Genomic DNA, 16,944 nt, shown 5'->3' with positions numbered 1-16,944 from the left:
ATATTTTTTTTGAAAAATTATCTGCCTTCACTGGCTGTATCATTTGCCAGCTGGAGCAGCTCTTTACTCCGCTCCTCAAGTGACCTGATATGGATCAGCTCTTCGGCAAGATCATGCAACGAGAGGATCTCATATAAAACCGCAGCCGCAGGTGAGATATGATGATGCTGATGCGGATGCAAATCAGCCGGGGCAAATGTTTCTTTCTGTTCATTGAACCATTGTGTGAGCGCATTTACTTGCTCCAGATAATCCTCAGCCGGCATAAAGCCTTTATCCTTGAAAATGAATGAAACGGTTTCCATTACCGGGATAGCCGCAGCATTGGTTTTCAGATCCAGGCTAAAGCGGGACTTTGGCAGGTAAACAAGGTTGCCAATATGATAAATCAATTGCCGGAGAATAATTAATTTCTTGTATTCAAGTCTGTAGCACCGTATTTCTTTGCGGGTAAAACGGTGAAACCTCCACTCATCCTTCTGATACAGGCACAATTTTTCAATTTTGTCCGTATCCCTTGACAGGTTCTGGAAATCCTCTAGAACTCCTGCTTTATCACGGGGGGAACCTGAGATATGGGTGAATACCGTCATTAAAATAGAGGAAGCCTTTTCGAAAGCTGAGTCTATTCCCAATGTAATAGTCTTAGAATACTGCGGAGGCATGATAAAGATATTGACCAAAGTAGAGACGATCAGGCCTGTGCAGGTTGTGCCCAGACGTATGAAAAAAGAAGCTGCGTAATGGTCGTGAACAGTTGAGATCATTGCAGCTCCGGTGAGCACAGCGACAACGGTGCCCTCATAGAGCCTCAGTCTATGGCAGGCAATGATGGTTGCAAGGGAAACGAATGCATACGAAAACGGACTGTCTCCGAACAGAAATGCAAAAAAGACGGCAAAACCTGCTCCTATGGCAGAAGCGGGAAGGCGGATGAATGCCTTCCTTATCGAGTCAGCAGCTGTTGGTTCTATTGTTACTATGGCTGTTATGACAGCGAACATTGCAGGCCAATCCAGCAAATGGCAGATAAAGGCTGTTACAAAAACAGCAATCCCGGTTTTGACAATCCTCCCGCCTGCAAAATTAAATAGATATGCTTTCATTTTTTTGCCTTCTTTAACTGTGTTGGATATTTTCATGATATATATATTATATCGCAACCCCCATGCACTATGGGGAAAATAACGAAGAGCCGGATTGCCGGCAAGTAGTCCAATCATACAAAGCAAATGTCATGAGAGGCAGAGAAGGGAGTGCTCCAATGCTCATTCACTTAGTTCCGAAAGATGATCTGGAGGCTCAGGGGATACGCTGGGTGCTGGAATCCCATTTAAGCGGGATAGATCTCAGGGTTTGGAAAAACATTCGTGATTTTTTGGCTGCCATCGAACACGGTTCACCGGGACTGGTCATTATCAATATGGACAGCTGGGAACAATTCTCCGGCGAAGAAGCGGAAGAATTGAAGAGTAAAAGATTATGCTGGCTGGGGATATCCTCTGAAAGGATTTTTCAGACAGCATACCGCGCACTTAAATACAGGGGAGAGGATGTGCTGTTCAGGCCCTTTTCTTCTTCAGAACTGATCAGGGCTGTCCAGCAGATCAGGTATGAGCTGAGGAACTCGCCGGAGCAGGGGCAAGCCGGACAAGCGCAATTACAGGAACCCGGCTATCCGGATTTGTTTGTCACAAATGGGGAGGAGGAGAGGGGTCTGACCATGGCTGCTTTCCTGACGCCTGACAGCTCAGCGCTTGAGTCATTATACAGCTTATTGAGCAGCCGCACTGCGGCTAAAGCCGGCAAAGTGTTCGCCTTGTCAGAGTTCGTCCTATTTGTCCGCACTTCACCATATGGAGGAGAGGCATTGGACGAGTTCCACTCATTCATGGCGGTTTGGAAAAAAAGCTTTGCTGTCCCGCTTGCTGTTATCGTATATCAAACCAGGAAACCACAATCACTGAAGGATACCTACCAGCATGTACGGATGCTGACCAAACTGATCTTCTTTGAAGGCTATGACATTATCATTTCAGAAAATCATCCGTCTTTAACAAAGGAAATGGACCCTCTCCTGACACCGGTCGAGCAGAGGGAATGGATAGAAATGCTTGAAAAAAGAGACGTAAAAGCCATTCGGTTGTGGTGTGAAAGGGAGTTCCTTGCCCTTGAATCCCCATATCCTGATCCAGAGCTGGTGAGGGTCCGGCTGACTAGTGTGCTTGCTCAGGCGAGAAGATATATGAAAACCTATCAGCTGCAGTCGGATATATTGGAGGAAAATTACCACCGTGTTTTTCAGAAGATTGTCCATTCGCCGACCATCCATGAGATTGTCAATGAACTGGAGAAATTTGCGGCCAGGCTTTTTGAGGAATATAGCCGCAAAGCTATTGATCCTGTCCCGGCTGTTGAAATAGCCGAGGAACTAATAGAGTCAAATTACTGGAACGAGGGCTGGAATTTATCAGATTGTGCGGAATCCCTGGGAATACATAAAAGTACATTGAGCCGGCGGTTTGCTGCCGAGAAAGGACTGACCTTCCGCGAGAGGCTTCACCAGATCAGGATCCGTGAGGCAAAGCGGCTTCTGATTGAGACAGATCTGCCAATTGAAAGAATTGCGGCTATGTGCGGCTATTCACATCCCTCTTATTTTTCGTCCAAGTTTAAATCCATTGCATCTTCCACACCCGCTTCCTATAGGCGGAAAACTAAGTATAATTGAAATTTTTGAAATTCATCTTAATTATGTCTACCTCAGTATCTTTGAACTGCAATCATTTGTAAAAATATCAACAGATTATAAATTAATTTCCTCCTGTCCAGAAGTAAAATAAAAGAAACTATAACAGGAGGGAATAATGATGGAAACAGCTGCTGAGAGAGTGAAAAGATACCGGGGGAACCAACTGAATACAAAAGGCTGGCAGCAGGAAGCTGCCTTGAGGATGCTAATGAATAATCTGGATCCGGATGTAGCAGAAATGCCTGATAAGCTGGTCGTCTACGGGGGGATCGGGAAAGCGGCCAGAAACTGGGAGAGCTTTGATGCTATAGTAGAGACGCTAAAGAAGCTGGAAAATGACGAAACTCTCCTTGTCCAATCAGGCAAACCCGTAGCCGTCTTTAAGTCGCATAGTGATGCTCCGCGTGTATTGATTGCCAATTCTAACCTCGTGCCGGCATTTGCCAATTGGGAAACTTTTCATGAGCTTGACCGCAAGGGCCTTATGATGTACGGGCAGATGACCGCCGGAAGCTGGATTTACATTGGTTCCCAGGGAATTGTACAGGGGACATATGAGACTTTTGCCGAGCTGTCAAATCAGCATTTTGGAGGTTCCCTTAAAGGCACTATTACTGTAACAGCAGGCCTTGGAGGCATGGGCGGGGCCCAGCCGCTCGCTGTTACGATGAATGGCGGTGTCTGCATCGGGATAGAAGTGGATGAGACAAGAATTGACCGAAGGATTGAAACAGGCTACACGGATATGAAAACGGATTCATTGGAGGATGCCATTTCCCTGGCTGAGCAGGCAAAGAAAGAGGGGAAGGCCCTTTCTATCGGCCTCGTAGGCAATGCTGCTGAAATACTTCCGAAAATGCTGCAAAGGAATTTCATCCCGGAAGTATTGACAGACCAAACATCAGCCCATGATCCGCTGAATGGCTATATCCCTGAGGGCATGGAACTTGGCGAGGCAGAAGATTTGAGGGCTGCGGATCCAGCCGAATATGTCAAAAGGTCAAAATCATCCATGGCTGTTCATGTGAGAGCGATGCTTGAAATGATGAATAAGGGCGCCATCACCTTTGACTATGGCAATAATATCCGCCAGGTGGCAAAGGACGAGGGGGTGGAGGATGCTTTTGCTTTCCCTGGCTTTGTTCCTGCCTATATAAGGCCGCAGTTCTGTGAAGGCAAAGGGCCTTTCAGATGGGCAGCCCTTTCAGGAGACCCTGAAGATATTTACAAAACCGACCGGGCTATCCTGAGAGAGTTCAGCGATAATGAGCATTTATGCAATTGGATCAGGATGGCTCAGGAAAAAATCCAGTTTCAGGGGCTCCCATCCCGCATATGCTGGCTTGGCTACGGAGAAAGAGCCAGATTCGGCAAGATTCTTAATGATATGGTCGCGAGCGGGGAACTGAGTGCACCGGTAGTAATCGGCAGGGACCATTTGGATTCAGGTTCGGTCGCTTCTCCGAACCGTGAAACCGAATCCATGCTGGACGGGTCTGATGCTGTTTCAGATTGGCCGATTCTCAATGCGCTCATCAATGCAGTTGGCGGCGCTACTTGGGTCTCCCTTCACCATGGAGGCGGAGTCGGGATGGGCTACTCCCAGCATTCGGGTGTAGTCATAGTTGCAGATGGCACTAAGGAAGCTGAAAAGCGCCTTGAAAGGGTGCTCACTACTGATCCCGGCATGGGAGTTGTCCGTCATGCTGATGCTGGATATGAATTGGCAAAGAAAACTGCGAGAGAAAAAGGTATTAGAATGCCAATGCTTGATAAGGGGAGTGACCAGGCATGAGCAGCAGGATCTTATGGATTAAAAATGCCTCTCAGCTTGCGACTCTCGCCTCAAGCGTGAAAGGTCCGCGCTCAAAAAGTGATATGTCAGAGCTCGGACTGATTGAAAACGGAAGCTTATTGATCAAGGGCAATAATATTTTGGCAGCAGCTTCAGCAGGGGAAATCGAAAAAAAATATGCTGCCATCCTGAAGGATGCAGAGACTATTGATGCTTCCGGCCGACTTGTCACTCCGGGACTGATCGATCCCCACACTCATGCAGCATATGGCGGCAGCCGGGAACAGGAGTTCGAAATGCGCCTTGAAGGTGCCAGCTATATGGATATCATGAACAGCGGCGGCGGAATCCACGCAACAGCTAGAATGACAAGGGAGGCATCGGAAGAGGAGCTGCTGGAGCAGACTGCTGTCCGCCTTGACTCCTTCCTTGCTCATGGAGTTACAACAGTAGAAGGAAAAAGCGGTTATGGAATGGAGCTGGAAACCGAGCTGAAGCAGCTGCGGACGATGAAAAAACTGAATGAACAGCATCATGTTGATATTGTCCCGACCTTCATGGGGGCACATGCAGTGCCGCCGGAATACAAAGGAAGGGAAGATGAGTTCGTTGATTATATTATTGAAGTGATGCTGCCGGAGGTGTCTGCTGAAAAGCTCGCAGAGTTCAATGATGTATTCTGCGAAGTGGGAGTCTATACTCCTGAACAGGCAGAGCGGATTCTTGAGGCCGGGAAAAAGTTCGGGCTACTTCCTAAGATACACGCAGATGAGATTGAGTCCTATGGCGGCGCAGAGCTGGCTGCCAAGGTGGGAGCTGTTTCGGCAGAACATCTGCTGAAGGCTTCGGAAGCTGGCATTGAGGCGATGGCAAAGGCAGGTACAATTGCCTGCCTGCTGCCGGCAACGGCTCTTTATTTGCGGGAGGAAGCTGCCAAAGGGCGGATGATGATTGACAGAGGGGTGCCTGTAGCAATCTCAACAGACTGCAACCCTGGTTCATCGCCGACAACATCCATGCCCCTCGTCATGAATCTTGCCTGTATCCTGATGAGGATGACGCCGGCAGAGGCATTGACAGCTGCAACCTATAATGCAGCATGCGCCATCAGGAGAGAAGACCGGATAGGATCATTGGAAGAAGGCAAGCAGGCAGATATTGTCTTGTGGAATGTGAAGGACTACCGGGAACTGCAATATTTGTTCGGGGTCAATCATGTCCATTCCGTCTGGAAAAAAGGCATAAAGGTGGTGGGCTAAGATGGAGGCTCGCTGGCTGACGAAACCCGGCTGGTCCTGGGATATGGCTGAAGGCAGCTCCCCTGAATTCGTCCATCAATGGATCCGTCCGCTGGAACAGACAGAAGGGGAACCCAATGTCATCATTTATGGAGCACCCTTATCAAGATCATCCATCAGTGTTTCAGGTGCATCCTTATACCCGGATGAATTCAGGAAAATGTGGAAAGGATACGCAGCCTATAATCTTGATGAAGATATCGATTTGACCTCTTTAACTGCTGCTGATGCAGGAGATGTACTTATGCATACAACTGATATCCCCCTTTCCCATAGCCGTATTCAGGAGACAGCCTGTTCACTGGCAAAAGGCTTCCCTGAATCTGTCAGCTGCCTGATCGGCGGGGACCATTCAGTCACAGCCTGCTCTGTCCGCGGAATTAAGGAAGCTTTTCCTGACGAAAGGATTGGGATCCTTCAGCTGGATACCCATCTGGATGTAAGGGACCCGAAGGAGCTCGGGCCTGCGAATGGCACACCGATCCGCCAGCTTATCGATGGCGGTGCTGTGAAGGGGGAAGATATAGTCAATATCGGACTTCATGGCTATTTCAATGCAAGGCCGCTGGTTGAATATGCAAAAGAACACAAGATCCGGATGGTGACCATGAAGAATGCCCGGAGGCAAGGGCTGATCCAAACAGTGCAGGAGTCTCTGGATGATTTGGCAGCCAGGACAGACCGTGTTTATGTAACAGTGGATATGGATGTTCTGGACATCTCCGCAGCTCCGGGCGTGCCTGCGTCAACTCCGGGCGGTATGATGCCTGGCGAACTGTTTGATGTCCTGCTCGAAATTGGCAAATGTCCGCATGTTTTGCATATTGACTTTGTCTGTCTTGACCCGACAAAGGATTCCAACGTGTCAGAAACGGTAAAAGCGGGTGTATATGCCTGGCTGCAATTTATGACCGGCTGCACAATGCGGAAAGAAGGATTGAACATTCACTGTTAAGGGAGCGATTGATATGGAAACCAATCTGCCAAAACAGCCCGGTACAGACATAAGCACCAAAACGCCATTTATGTGGAAATTCTTCGTTTACAGTTTCATAGGCGCGTTCATTTTCTTTGTCCCCATTACAATCGGCGAAAAGAAATCCATCCTGCTTGATCATTTTGTGACCTATATCCAAACGGCAGCGGAACCTGCCATCCCTTTTTATACTCTGTTCATTTTGGCTGCAGGAGCCATATATCCTTTTTGGACAGGGAAATGGAAGAAATCCGCTACAGATATAATTTTTTCTATGTTTAAAGTGGCTGGTCTGCTGACAGGCATTATGATTCTCCTGAATCAGGGTCCAGCCTGGCTGTTTGATCCGGATATGGGGCCGTTTTTATACAACAAGCTTGTAGTTCCCGTCGGACTGCTGGTGCCGATAGGGGCTGTATTCCTTTCTTTGCTGGTAGGCTACGGCCTTTTGGAATTCATCGGGGTCCTTGCAAGGCCAATCATGCGGCCCATCTGGAAAACGCCCGGGCGTTCTGCCATTGATGCTGTCGCTTCTTTTGTGGGCAGCTATTCGGTCGGCCTTTTAATAACCAACCGCATCTATAAAGAAGGCAAGTATAACGGCAAGGAAGCAAGCATCATTGCCACCGGCTTTTCAACTGTTTCTGCCACGTTCATGGTCATTGTGGCAAAGACCCTCGGGCTGATGGAAATGTGGAATCTGTATTTTTGGCTTACTTTCTTCGTAACCTTCCTTGTAACAGCGATAACGGTCAGAATCTGGCCGCTGTCGAAATTTAAAGAAGATTATTACGAAGGATCTGTTCCGCAGCCTGAAAAAAAGGTCCAAGGAAACCTTTTCACTGCAGCATGGGCGGAGGCCAGGCAGACAGCGGAATATTCACCGCGCCTCTTGGAGAATATATGGGTCAACTTGAAAGATGGGCTGCTAATGGCTATGGCCATCCTGCCATCCATCCTGTCGATTGGACTGCTTGGCCTGGTTTTAGCTGAGTTCACTCCGGTTTTTGACTGGATTGGCTATATCTTTTATCCGTTCACATCCGTTCACATCCGTTCTGCAGCTGCCGGAGCCAATGCTTGCTGCTAAGGCAAGCGCACTTGGCATAGCAGTAATGTTTCTCCCTGCCTTGCTGGTCACTGAAGCTGCACTGGAACTGAAGGTTGTCATTGCTATTGTCTCTGTATCAGGTATCATCTTTTTTTCGGCGCTTGTGCCTTGTATTGTATCGACGGAAATTCCTCTTTCAATTCCCGTGCTGATCGTCATATGGATTGAAAGGGTGATCTTGACGCTGGTCATTGCTGCACCGCTTGTCTATTTGCTTTTATAAAGATAAAACCAGCATGGCCTGTGCCGTGCTGGTTTTTCTGGTCCTGATGCCATTTATAAATCATCAAACCCATTATCCACTGTATTCACCTTCACATACTGCCTCGGCTTTTGTTCAAAAAAGTCCGATTTCCCGAGATCGACTTCTTCATAGGCCTTGATCCAGCGAAGGGGATTGGTCCTTGATCCTTCGAATGGGCGGTTAAAGCCCAGCTGGTTGGAACGGACATTGGCATAGAATCTAATATATTCTTCCACATCCCCGATCAGGATGCCGCTTATTTTATCCCCAATGATGGAACGGGCCCACTCAATTTCAAGATAGGCCGCTTCCCTGAAAGTTGATTCTGCGAATTCGGCCAGCTCTTTTGTATTATGATCAGGATATTCATCAAGGATTTCACGGAAAATTTTAACGAAAAGGTCGACATGCAGCTGTTCATCTCTATTAATATAGTTGATCATCGTGCTGGTAGCGACCATTTTCTGGTTTCGTGCCAGATGATAGAAAAAGGCGAAGCCGGAATAGAAGAACAGCCCCTCTAAAACAACATCAAATATGATGGACTTAAGAAGGCTGTCGACAGTGGGCGACTCTGCAAAATTTCTGTAGCCTGAAGCCACGAATTCATTCCGCTTTATTAGGGCAGGCTCGGTCCGCCAGAATTCAAATACCTCATCCTGCTTATTCTTATCAACAATACTTGAAAGCACATAAGAATAAGAATGGTTATGGATCACTTCCTGCTGGGCAAGGATGATCATCAGGGCGGAGAGGCTGGAATCTGTCAGGTAGTCAGCGACCTTACCGGCATAATCAGTCTGAATGCTGTCAAGCAGTGCCAGTAGGCCGATTATTTTTAAGAAAGCCTCCTTTTCTTCTTCTGATAAATCAGGAAACTGCTTGATGTCCTGTGACATATTGATTTCAAAAGGGGTCCAGAAATTGGCGAGCATCCGTTTATATTTAGGAAAGGCCCATTGAAACCTCACATCGTCCCAGTTCAGGATATTGGAACATTCTCCGTTGATGATTCCAGTAGAGCGGTTTGGTGCTGTTTTATTCATGATTTCTCTCTTATTGACAGGGGTTGTCATCGAATCACTCCTTTTCATTAGCTTGAGCAGGAATCGCAGTCTTCAAAGTCGGAAGAAGTAGAGCGGACATAGTATGTCGTCTTCAGTCCGTTTTTCCAGGCAGACAGATGCAAATCCAGCAGTTCCTTCGCTTTAATATTGTTCTGCACATATAAATTAAAAGAAATTGCCTGATCGATATGCTTCTGTCTTTTGCTGTTCTGCAGGATGCTCCAATGCTGGTCAATCACATAAGCCGATTTGTAATACCAGGTTGTATGCTCATTCAGGTCGGGTGCCGTTACCGGAATCTTATAATCTTTCTTTTCCTCAGAGTAGAATTTCCTGAATATCGGATCAATGCTCGGGCTGCTTCCTGCAATGATGCTAGTTGATGCATTTGGTGCTACAGCCATCAGATATCCATTTCGGATTCCATTTTTCCTGACAGCCTGCATCAGTGAATCCCAATCATGCACAGAATCCAAACTGCTGTATCCCCGGGATGTAAAATATTCGCCTGAATGCCAGTCAGAGCCCTTGAAGCCCGGGTATGATCCTTTTTCCATTGCCAGATTCATGCTTGCTTTAATCGTCAGGAAGGCAATCTTTTCGTACAATTCATCTGCCAGCCGGACGGCTTCTTCGTTTTCCCACCTGAGCTTTTTCAAGGCGAGCAAATGGTGCCAGCCAAAGGTCCCAAGTCCAATTGCTCTGTATTTCCGGTTGGTGGCCACTCCCTGCAGGACGGGAATGGTATTCAAGTCAATCACATTATCAAGCATCCTGACCTGAATGGGAATCAATCTTTCCAATACATGGTCGGCTGCTGCCCTTGCCAGATTGATAGATGAAAGATTGCAGACGACAAAATCGCCGGGAATTTTCTCTATGATGATCCGGCCATCTTCCTCGCGCTGGTCTTTTGTGATCGTTGCGCTTTGATTCTGCACGATTTCAGTGCAGAGATTAGTGCAATAAATCATCCCCAAATGACGATTGGGGTTCTTCCTGTTTACCTCATCACGGTAAAACATGAATGGAGTGCCGGTTTCCAGCTGGCTGATCATAATCCTTTTCATAATATCGATTGCCGGAACTTTTTGCTTCGACAGCCGCGGGTTTGCGACGCATTCTTCATACTTAACCCTGAATGAACCTGCACCAGGCTTTTCATCATAAAAGTCTTCAAGGGAGAAGCCCATAACGCTGCGGACCTCATGGGGATCGAACAAATGCCAGTCCCCGCGGGCTTCTACCGTTTCCATGAATAGATCCGGCAGGCAGACCCCGGTGAATAAATCATGGGTGCGGTAGCGTTCATCACCGTTATTCAATTTGCTGTCCAGGAAGGAAAAGATATCTTTATGCCAGATGTCGAGATAGACGCTGACTGCCCCTTTGCGCTGGCCGAGCTGATCGACGCTGACAGCTGTGTTATTAAGCTGCTTCATCCATGGAAGGACCCCTGATGAAGCCCCTTTAAAGCCTTTTATATCACTGCCCCTGCTTCTGATTTTTCCCAGATAGACCCCGATGCCGCCGCCGTTCTTGGAAAGATTGGCGATATCTGTGTTGCTGTCATATATGCCCTGGAGACTGTCATCTACAGTATCAATAAAGCAGCTTGAAAGCTGTCCCCAATTTTTTCCTGCATTGGAAAGTGTAGGGGTTGCTGCTGTCATATACAGATTGCTTAAAGCCCAATAGGATTCCTTAATGAGGGACAATCTGCGTTCCTTTGGCTCTGAACGGTTCAAAGTCATGCTGATGATCATGAATCTTTCCTGAGGCAGCTCAAAAAGCCTCTTTTTCTTATCCCGGCTCAGGTAGCGGTCAGCAAGCATTTTCACTGCTATATATGTAAAAAGCCTGTCCTTTTCCGGGTCAATATAAGTCCCGATTATATCAATTTCTTCTTTTGTGTAGGATTCCAGCAGGACTGGGGAGTAGACGCCGGCATCGGTTAAATCGGTGATAAGCCCATACAGTGGGCCATAGCTTTCTCCGGCAGTGGAGCGCCGGTGCTCGGCAGCCTTCTCATAAAGACTTGATAAGTACAGGCGGGCGGCCACGTATGTCCAGTCAGGCTCAGCCTCGCTGATCATGGAAAGGGAATCAAGAATCAGCTGGTTTAGCAGTTCATCATTACTTGGAGTGTGATTATCCTGAAGCTGAGTCGCCCTTTTATAAAGCGGCTGAAAATCCAAATGCGGGAAATCAGAATCAATGGATGCCAATGGCAGCGGTTTTGCGGAAGAAATGTTCATAGTCGTACCTCCTGGGTTGATCAGTATTTTGACAATAAAAAAATCCGCCCACAATTTGGGCGGATCAAACGACGGCATAAAGGAAAATAAAACGATTTATACCATCGTTTCATCTTCCCAATCCCCGAAGAACCGAAACTCGTACAAGCATGGCAGGTCTCCTGGCTTGTGCTTCATCCTACTCTGAGCCCTTCCCATATATGCGCCTATTCAGCGTTCATATACAGTGGATGCTCATTTCGTACACACTTACAGTTGCGGGGACAGCTCCGGCGTTGAACCGGATTCCCTATTATGCCCTAAAAGGGCACCATCGCTTGCGGATTCTTATTCAATTGAAGGCTGGTGCCAAAAATCGGCAGCCAGGACGATTATTCGCTAAAATCCCCGGACTCTCTGCAAAAAAAATCGCTTCCCGAGTTTCAGAAGCGAAAAAGGAAAAAGAGACCATAAACAAAATTCATTCACAAGGACAACAATATGTAGTGCTGATTCCTGGTGGATTATCAATATGTTGTACCATGATTGTAGCATAGTTAAAAACCAACAGCAATCATAAAGCGATAAAATAATAAAAATATGGAAGGAGAAGCATGGCGCTCCCTGCAATTAGCAGAATCCGAGCCGTATTTGTCGAAAGCCTGCCGCTATTTTTCCATTTTTTATACCAGCTCCACCTCTGCAGATTTGTCTTATAAAGAAGAAAAAGAAGCATGCATAAAGCAGCAGACTGAATATAGAATGGCAGACCGAACGCTTTGCCTGTTATATCTTCATCTGCCGGAACCGCAAGTTCCAGAATCTTTTCATGGAATGACCCAAAAAGGGCAAACGAAGCAACAGCAATGATGATTACTTTAATCAATTCAAGATAAAAACCGCCAATATTTTTCACTGAGACACTCTCCAAAACATTTATATATTTTGCTCTTTCATTATAGCCTCCCTTTAGACAGCTAACAAAACATAACGATTATCAAAATAATTAAAATAAAACAAAAACATTCATAAACAATCAAACATTGAATCTATTTGATTGTTTATGAGTGAAAATGATTGATTTTTGAAATCGATTCCATTACAATTGGCTTACATAATAAATCTTAAACTTCTAAGCCAAAAGCCATGAAGCGGCAATAATAAAGAGCTGGGAGGTGACAATCTTGCTGACGCCAGAGAGACATCAGCTCATTCTGCAAATGCTTAAAGAGAAGCATACAGTTAAAATACAGGAACTTGTAGAAATGACAGATTCCTCAGAATCAACCATCAGACGGGATTTATCACAGCTTGAAAATGATAAATTTTTAAAAAGGGTGCACGGAGGCGCTGCCAGGCTGCAGGGAAAGCTTCAAGAGCCGAGCATGGTTGAGAAATCATCCATAAACCGTCATGAGAAGAAGGATATTGCCAAGTATGCAGCAGGCCTTGTAGAAGAAGGAGATTGCCTATACCTGGATGCAGGGTCAACCGTTCAGGAAATGATTCCCTTTCTGCCTCTGAAAAACATTGTTGTCGTGACAAATGGCCTTATGCATATTCAAAGCCTTATGGAAAGAGGGATTAAGACCTTCCTTGTGGGCGGGTATGCAAAGCCGCACACAAATGCCATCATAGGCAGGGGGGCCTTAGCGAGCCTTGGGCAATACAGGTTTGATAAATGCTTTATGGGTGTTAATGGAATTCATCCGCAGTTCGGCTATACCACACCGGACCAGGAGGAAGCAATGATCAAGCAGACAGCTATTTCACTGTCGAGGGAAGCATATGTACTTTCAGATAGTTCGAAGTTTTCTGAAATCGCTTTCGCAAAAATTGCTGAGCTCCATGAAGCCTCCATTATCACAAATGAACTTGATGCAGACAGCAGGGAACAATTTATAAGTAAAACAAAAATTAAGGTTGTGACAGCATGATTTATACATTGACACTTAATCCTTCAGTTGATTATATTGTCGAGCTTGACAATGTCGAGATAGGCAGTTTGAACAGGACAAAAAGTGAATCTAAATTCCCGGGAGGAAAAGGCATCAATGTTTCCCGGGTCCTGAAAAGGATGGGAGTTGACAGCGAAGCAATCGGTTTTGCCGGCGGATTCACCGGCAGATATATCACAGACTCTCTCCAGGAAGAGAATATTAGAACCCGTTTTGTCCAGGTAAAGGATGACACGAGAATCAATATCAAATTGAAAAGCGGTCAGGAAACTGAAATCAATGCCAGGGGGCCTGAAATCAGCAAGGAAGACCTGGATGCATTGACTTCTGAAATCAGCTGGCTGGGACAGGGAGATATGCTTGTGCTTGCAGGAAGCATCCCTTCCACAATGCCGGACAACACGTATGAAGCATTCGCGAAGATGTGCCATGAAGCAGGTGCAGGATTTGCAGCAGACGCAGAGGGCGAGCTGCTTAAAAAGGTTCTTCCGTACCGTCCTTTCCTGATCAAGCCGAATCACCATGAACTTGGAGAATTATTTGGCACAGAGATCCATACGTGCGAAGAAGTGCTTCCATACGCTAAGAAGCTTATCGAAATGGGTGCGCAAAACGTCATTATTTCACTGGCAGGGGAAGGTGCTGTATTCGTGAATGAAGATATGGCCATCGCGGCGACTGTTCCAAAGGGCATCTTGAGAAGCTCGGTGGGAGCAGGCGACTCTATGGTTGCCGGATTTCTTGCCGAATTCAGCCGGAGCGGCAGCTATGAGGCAGCATTTAAATACAGTGTAGCTTCCGGCAGTGCAACAGCCTTTTCTATTGGCCTGTGCACGATTGAAAAAGTAGAAGAGCTGCTGCCTCAGGTAGCGGTCAGAATAATATAAAGGGGAGAGCTTTATGAAAATAACAGAGCTGTTGACAAAAGATACAATCCTGCTCTCTATTAATGGCAGGGATAAGCGCGGAGCGATTGACCAGCTGGCAGAGACACTGGATAGAGCTGGAAAGCTTAATGATATTTCCGCTTTCAAAGAGGCCATTCTTAAAAGAGAAGAACAGAGCACTACGGGGATCGGGGACGGCATTGCGATTCCCCATGCGAAAACCGCGGCGGTTTCCAATGCTGCAATTGCGTTCGGCAAGTCAGCTGAAGGGGTGGATTATGATTCACTGGACGGACAGCCGTCACATCTATTCTTCATGATTGCTGCCCCTGAAGGTGCGAACAATACCCACCTTGAGGCACTTTCCCGTCTTTCTTCCATCCTTATGAGAGAAGAAGTGCGCAGGGAGCTTTTGGAAGCGGATTCTGCGGAAACCGTTTTGAATATCATTAATGCACATGATGAAGAAGGCGAAGAAGAAGAGCAGAGCATGGAAAACAAAAAAGATTTCATCGTCGCCGTCACAGCCTGCCCTACAGGAATTGCACATACCTACATGGCAGCAGATTCCCTGAAAGCAAAAGCGGCTGAGCTGGGCATTGATATTAAGGTAGAGACCAATGGTTCCGGCGGAGCTAAAAATGTCCTCACCCGGGAAGAAATTGAAAACGCAGCTGCTGTTATTGTGGCAGCAGACACAAAAGTGGAAATGGAACGCTTCAAAGGGAAGCATGTCATTCAGACCGCTGTAGCAGACGGCATCCGAAAGCCTAAGGAGCTTATTGACAGGGCTGTTAAAAAAGATGCGCCGGTCTATCAGGGATCAGGCAATGCTTCATCTGAAGACAGCGGAAATAAGGAGAAAAAGGGCGGCATCTACAAGCATTTGATGAACGGTGTTTCCAATATGCTTCCGTTTGTTGTCGGCGGCGGAATCCTGATTGCAATTTCCTTTATGTTCGGCTATAACTCTGCGGATCCGAACGATCCTTCTTACAATGAATTTGCAGCGGCACTTATGACAATCGGCGGCGGCAATGCCTTTGGCCTGCTGGTTCCTGTGCTTGCCGGCTTCATTGCAATGAGCATCGCGGACCGTCCGGGCTTTGCACCTGGTATGGTCGGTGGTTTCATGGCAGCGAGCGGCGGGGCTGGATTCCTTGGCGGCTTGATCGCCGGATTCCTTGCCGGTTACATTGTTGTACTGCTTAAGAAGCTCCTATCCGGGCTTCCGGCTGCTCTTGAAGGAATAAAGACGATTCTGCTTTACCCGCTTCTTGGAATATTACTGACTGGACTTGCCATGCTGTATGCAGTGAATGAGCCAGTCGGTGCACTGAATAATGCGATTACAGACTGGCTTGCCGGTCTCGGCACCGCCAATGCTGTACTGCTGGGTATTGTACTGGGCCTTATGATGGCCTTTGATATGGGAGGCCCTGTCAACAAGTCAGCATATGTATTTGGAACAGGCCTCCTGGCAAACGGCGTCTATGAGCCGATGGCTGCCATCATGGCGGCAGGTATGGTTCCGCCGCTTGCTATCGCTCTGGCTACTACTTTCTTTAAGAATAAATTCACGAAACAGGAAAGAGATGCAGGCACTGTCAACTATATCATGGGTGTATCTTTCATCACGGAAGGTGCCATCCCATTTGCGGCAGCAGATCCAATCAGGGTCATCCCATCTATCATGGCGGGTGCTGCCACAACCGGCGCTCTGTCCATGCTCTTTAACATCGGCCTCCGGGCACCTCACGGCGGAGTGTTTGTTTCCTTCCTAGTAGAAGGAAATGCGCTGCTGTATCTTTTGGCTATCCTGATTGGCTCGGTTGTATCTGCCGTCCTGTTGGGAATCTTTAAAAAACCTGCAGCACAAGTGAAGTGAAAATGACCGGAAAGCCCCTGTGCTTTCCGGTTTTTTCCTTTCTCAATAGTATCTCACCGATACCAGCCAGGGTTAAAATCAAGCTCCAGCACCTGGCCGAATTTAATGGCAAAGTCCACAAAGGCATTGCCCTTCGCTGTCAATATTCCCCTGTCAAACACATAAGGGGCGTCTACATATCTTTCTTCATTGAAAACCCCTAAGAACTCCCTGGACTGTTTGGAAATACCCGCTGTGTAAGAACGGTCATCCAGGATGCCGGATTTCGCCATAAGATAAGGCGCACTGGAAATTGCGGCAATGACGGCATCTTGTTTATATCCGCTCCGGATAAAGCTGAACAAGTCATCTTCCGCCAGCAGGTGCTTGAAATCATCAACACCTGGAAGTATCAGACTCTGGTATTGGGAAATCTCTGCCTCATTAAGAGAAATATCGGGATTGCACGAAAGCCCTGCTTCTCCTATTACAGGTTCATCATCAAGGCCGATGAAGACCTTTGGATGATTTGCCTGCGTCAATACAGAAATGACGGCTGATAATTCGTACTCGCTGAATCCGGGATACAGAATAATGGCTGTAGTCATCTTTCATATCTCCAATTCAAGGGAATTTACAATACTATTCGCCGCTTCTGCAGTAAACCCTTTTCAGTCCGTGCTTAATCCTGCTTCTTGGGCCAGGCATATTCTCAGTCAAGTTTAATATGAATGAGAGAAGAAGTTTTAACA

12 protein-coding genes, 1 pseudogene and 1 riboswitch are annotated in these 16,944 nt (G+C 46.9%); of the genes and pseudogenes, 8 read left to right on the top strand and 5 right to left on the bottom strand.

The window, feature by feature from the left end; all coding sequences use genetic code 11:
* Nucleotides 1–17: 17 nt before the first annotated feature.
* Entirely contained in the window at nt 18–1,106 is a 1,089-nt protein-coding gene (locus tag Q9R36_RS19825; RefSeq protein ID WP_224950808.1) for an aromatic acid exporter family protein, read from the bottom strand.
* A 158-nt stretch (nt 1,107–1,264) separates the two neighbouring features.
* Between Q9R36_RS19825 and Q9R36_RS19820 the strand changes: the two genes are divergently transcribed.
* From Q9R36_RS19820 to Q9R36_RS19800, 5 genes and pseudogenes are all read left to right on the top strand, one after another.
* Complete coding sequence (locus Q9R36_RS19820) at nt 1,265–2,731, top strand: response regulator transcription factor (RefSeq protein ID WP_240684070.1); 1,467 nt, start codon at nt 1,265–1,267, stop codon at nt 2,729–2,731.
* A 139-nt stretch (nt 2,732–2,870) separates the two neighbouring features.
* Nucleotides 2,871–4,547 (top strand): urocanate hydratase, encoded by a 1,677-nt coding sequence (gene hutU / locus Q9R36_RS19815; protein ID WP_224950837.1) that lies wholly within the window; start codon nt 2,871–2,873, stop codon nt 4,545–4,547.
* Complete coding sequence (gene hutI / locus Q9R36_RS19810) at nt 4,544–5,806, top strand: imidazolonepropionase (RefSeq protein ID WP_311225773.1); 1,263 nt, start codon at nt 4,544–4,546, stop codon at nt 5,804–5,806. The genes hutU and hutI overlap by 4 nt, the downstream gene beginning before the upstream one ends.
* A gap of 1 nt (nt 5,807) precedes the next feature.
* Nucleotides 5,808–6,800, top strand: a complete 993-nt coding sequence (locus Q9R36_RS19805; RefSeq protein WP_311225772.1) for an agmatinase family protein — start codon at nt 5,808–5,810, stop codon at nt 6,798–6,800.
* Nucleotides 6,801–6,813: 13 nt separating this feature from the next.
* Nucleotides 6,814–8,155: pseudogene (locus tag Q9R36_RS19800) on the top strand (YjiH family protein).
* Between the two features lie 53 nt (nt 8,156–8,208).
* Here Q9R36_RS19800 and Q9R36_RS19795 read toward each other — a convergent pair.
* The 3 genes from Q9R36_RS19795 to Q9R36_RS19785 form a co-directional block, all read right to left on the bottom strand.
* Nucleotides 8,209–9,252 carry a ribonucleotide-diphosphate reductase subunit beta gene (locus Q9R36_RS19795; RefSeq protein ID WP_094768960.1) on the bottom strand — a complete coding sequence of 348 codons (1,044 nt, stop codon included), beginning with the start codon at nt 9,250–9,252 and terminating at the stop codon, nt 8,209–8,211.
* Nucleotides 9,253–9,269: 17 nt separating this feature from the next.
* Nucleotides 9,270–11,501 (bottom strand): ribonucleoside-diphosphate reductase subunit alpha, encoded by a 2,232-nt coding sequence (locus tag Q9R36_RS19790; protein ID WP_022544057.1) that lies wholly within the window; start codon nt 11,499–11,501, stop codon nt 9,270–9,272.
* Between the two features lie 134 nt (nt 11,502–11,635).
* A riboswitch (cobalamin riboswitch) is annotated at nt 11,636–11,832 on the bottom strand.
* A gap of 222 nt (nt 11,833–12,054) precedes the next feature.
* On the bottom strand, nt 12,055–12,396 hold the full coding sequence (locus tag Q9R36_RS19785; protein ID WP_311225771.1) for a hypothetical protein: 342 nt from the start codon (nt 12,394–12,396) through the stop codon (nt 12,055–12,057).
* Nucleotides 12,397–12,664: 268 nt separating this feature from the next.
* Here Q9R36_RS19785 and Q9R36_RS19780 point away from each other — a divergent pair, with 268 nt between their 5' ends.
* The 3 genes from Q9R36_RS19780 to Q9R36_RS19770 are packed head-to-tail and all read left to right on the top strand — an operon-like array spanning nt 12,665 to nt 16,213.
* On the top strand, nt 12,665–13,417 hold the full coding sequence (locus Q9R36_RS19780; protein ID WP_311225770.1) for a DeoR/GlpR family DNA-binding transcription regulator: 753 nt from the start codon (nt 12,665–12,667) through the stop codon (nt 13,415–13,417).
* A complete protein-coding gene (pfkB, locus tag Q9R36_RS19775) occupies nt 13,414–14,325 on the top strand; it encodes a 1-phosphofructokinase (RefSeq protein ID WP_311225769.1) in 912 nt (303 codons plus the stop codon). Before Q9R36_RS19780 ends, pfkB begins: the two co-directional genes overlap by 4 nt.
* A gap of 13 nt (nt 14,326–14,338) precedes the next feature.
* Entirely contained in the window at nt 14,339–16,213 is a 1,875-nt protein-coding gene (locus tag Q9R36_RS19770) for a PTS fructose transporter subunit IIABC (RefSeq protein WP_311225768.1), read from the top strand.
* Between the two features lie 53 nt (nt 16,214–16,266).
* On the opposite strand, the gene Q9R36_RS19765 is transcribed toward Q9R36_RS19770, so the two are convergent.
* On the bottom strand, nt 16,267–16,800 hold the full coding sequence (locus Q9R36_RS19765) for a DJ-1/PfpI family protein (RefSeq protein ID WP_094768956.1): 534 nt from the start codon (nt 16,798–16,800) through the stop codon (nt 16,267–16,269).
* Between the last annotated feature and the right edge of the window lie 144 nt (nt 16,801–16,944).

The sequence above is a fragment of the Bacillus sp. AG4(2022) genome (assembly GCF_031844465.1).
Lineage (GTDB): Bacteria > Bacillota > Bacilli > Bacillales > Cytobacillaceae > Bacillus_AB > Bacillus_AB infantis.
Note: the sequence above shows the minus strand (reverse complement) of the source record. Positions and strands in the feature narration are given on the sequence as shown.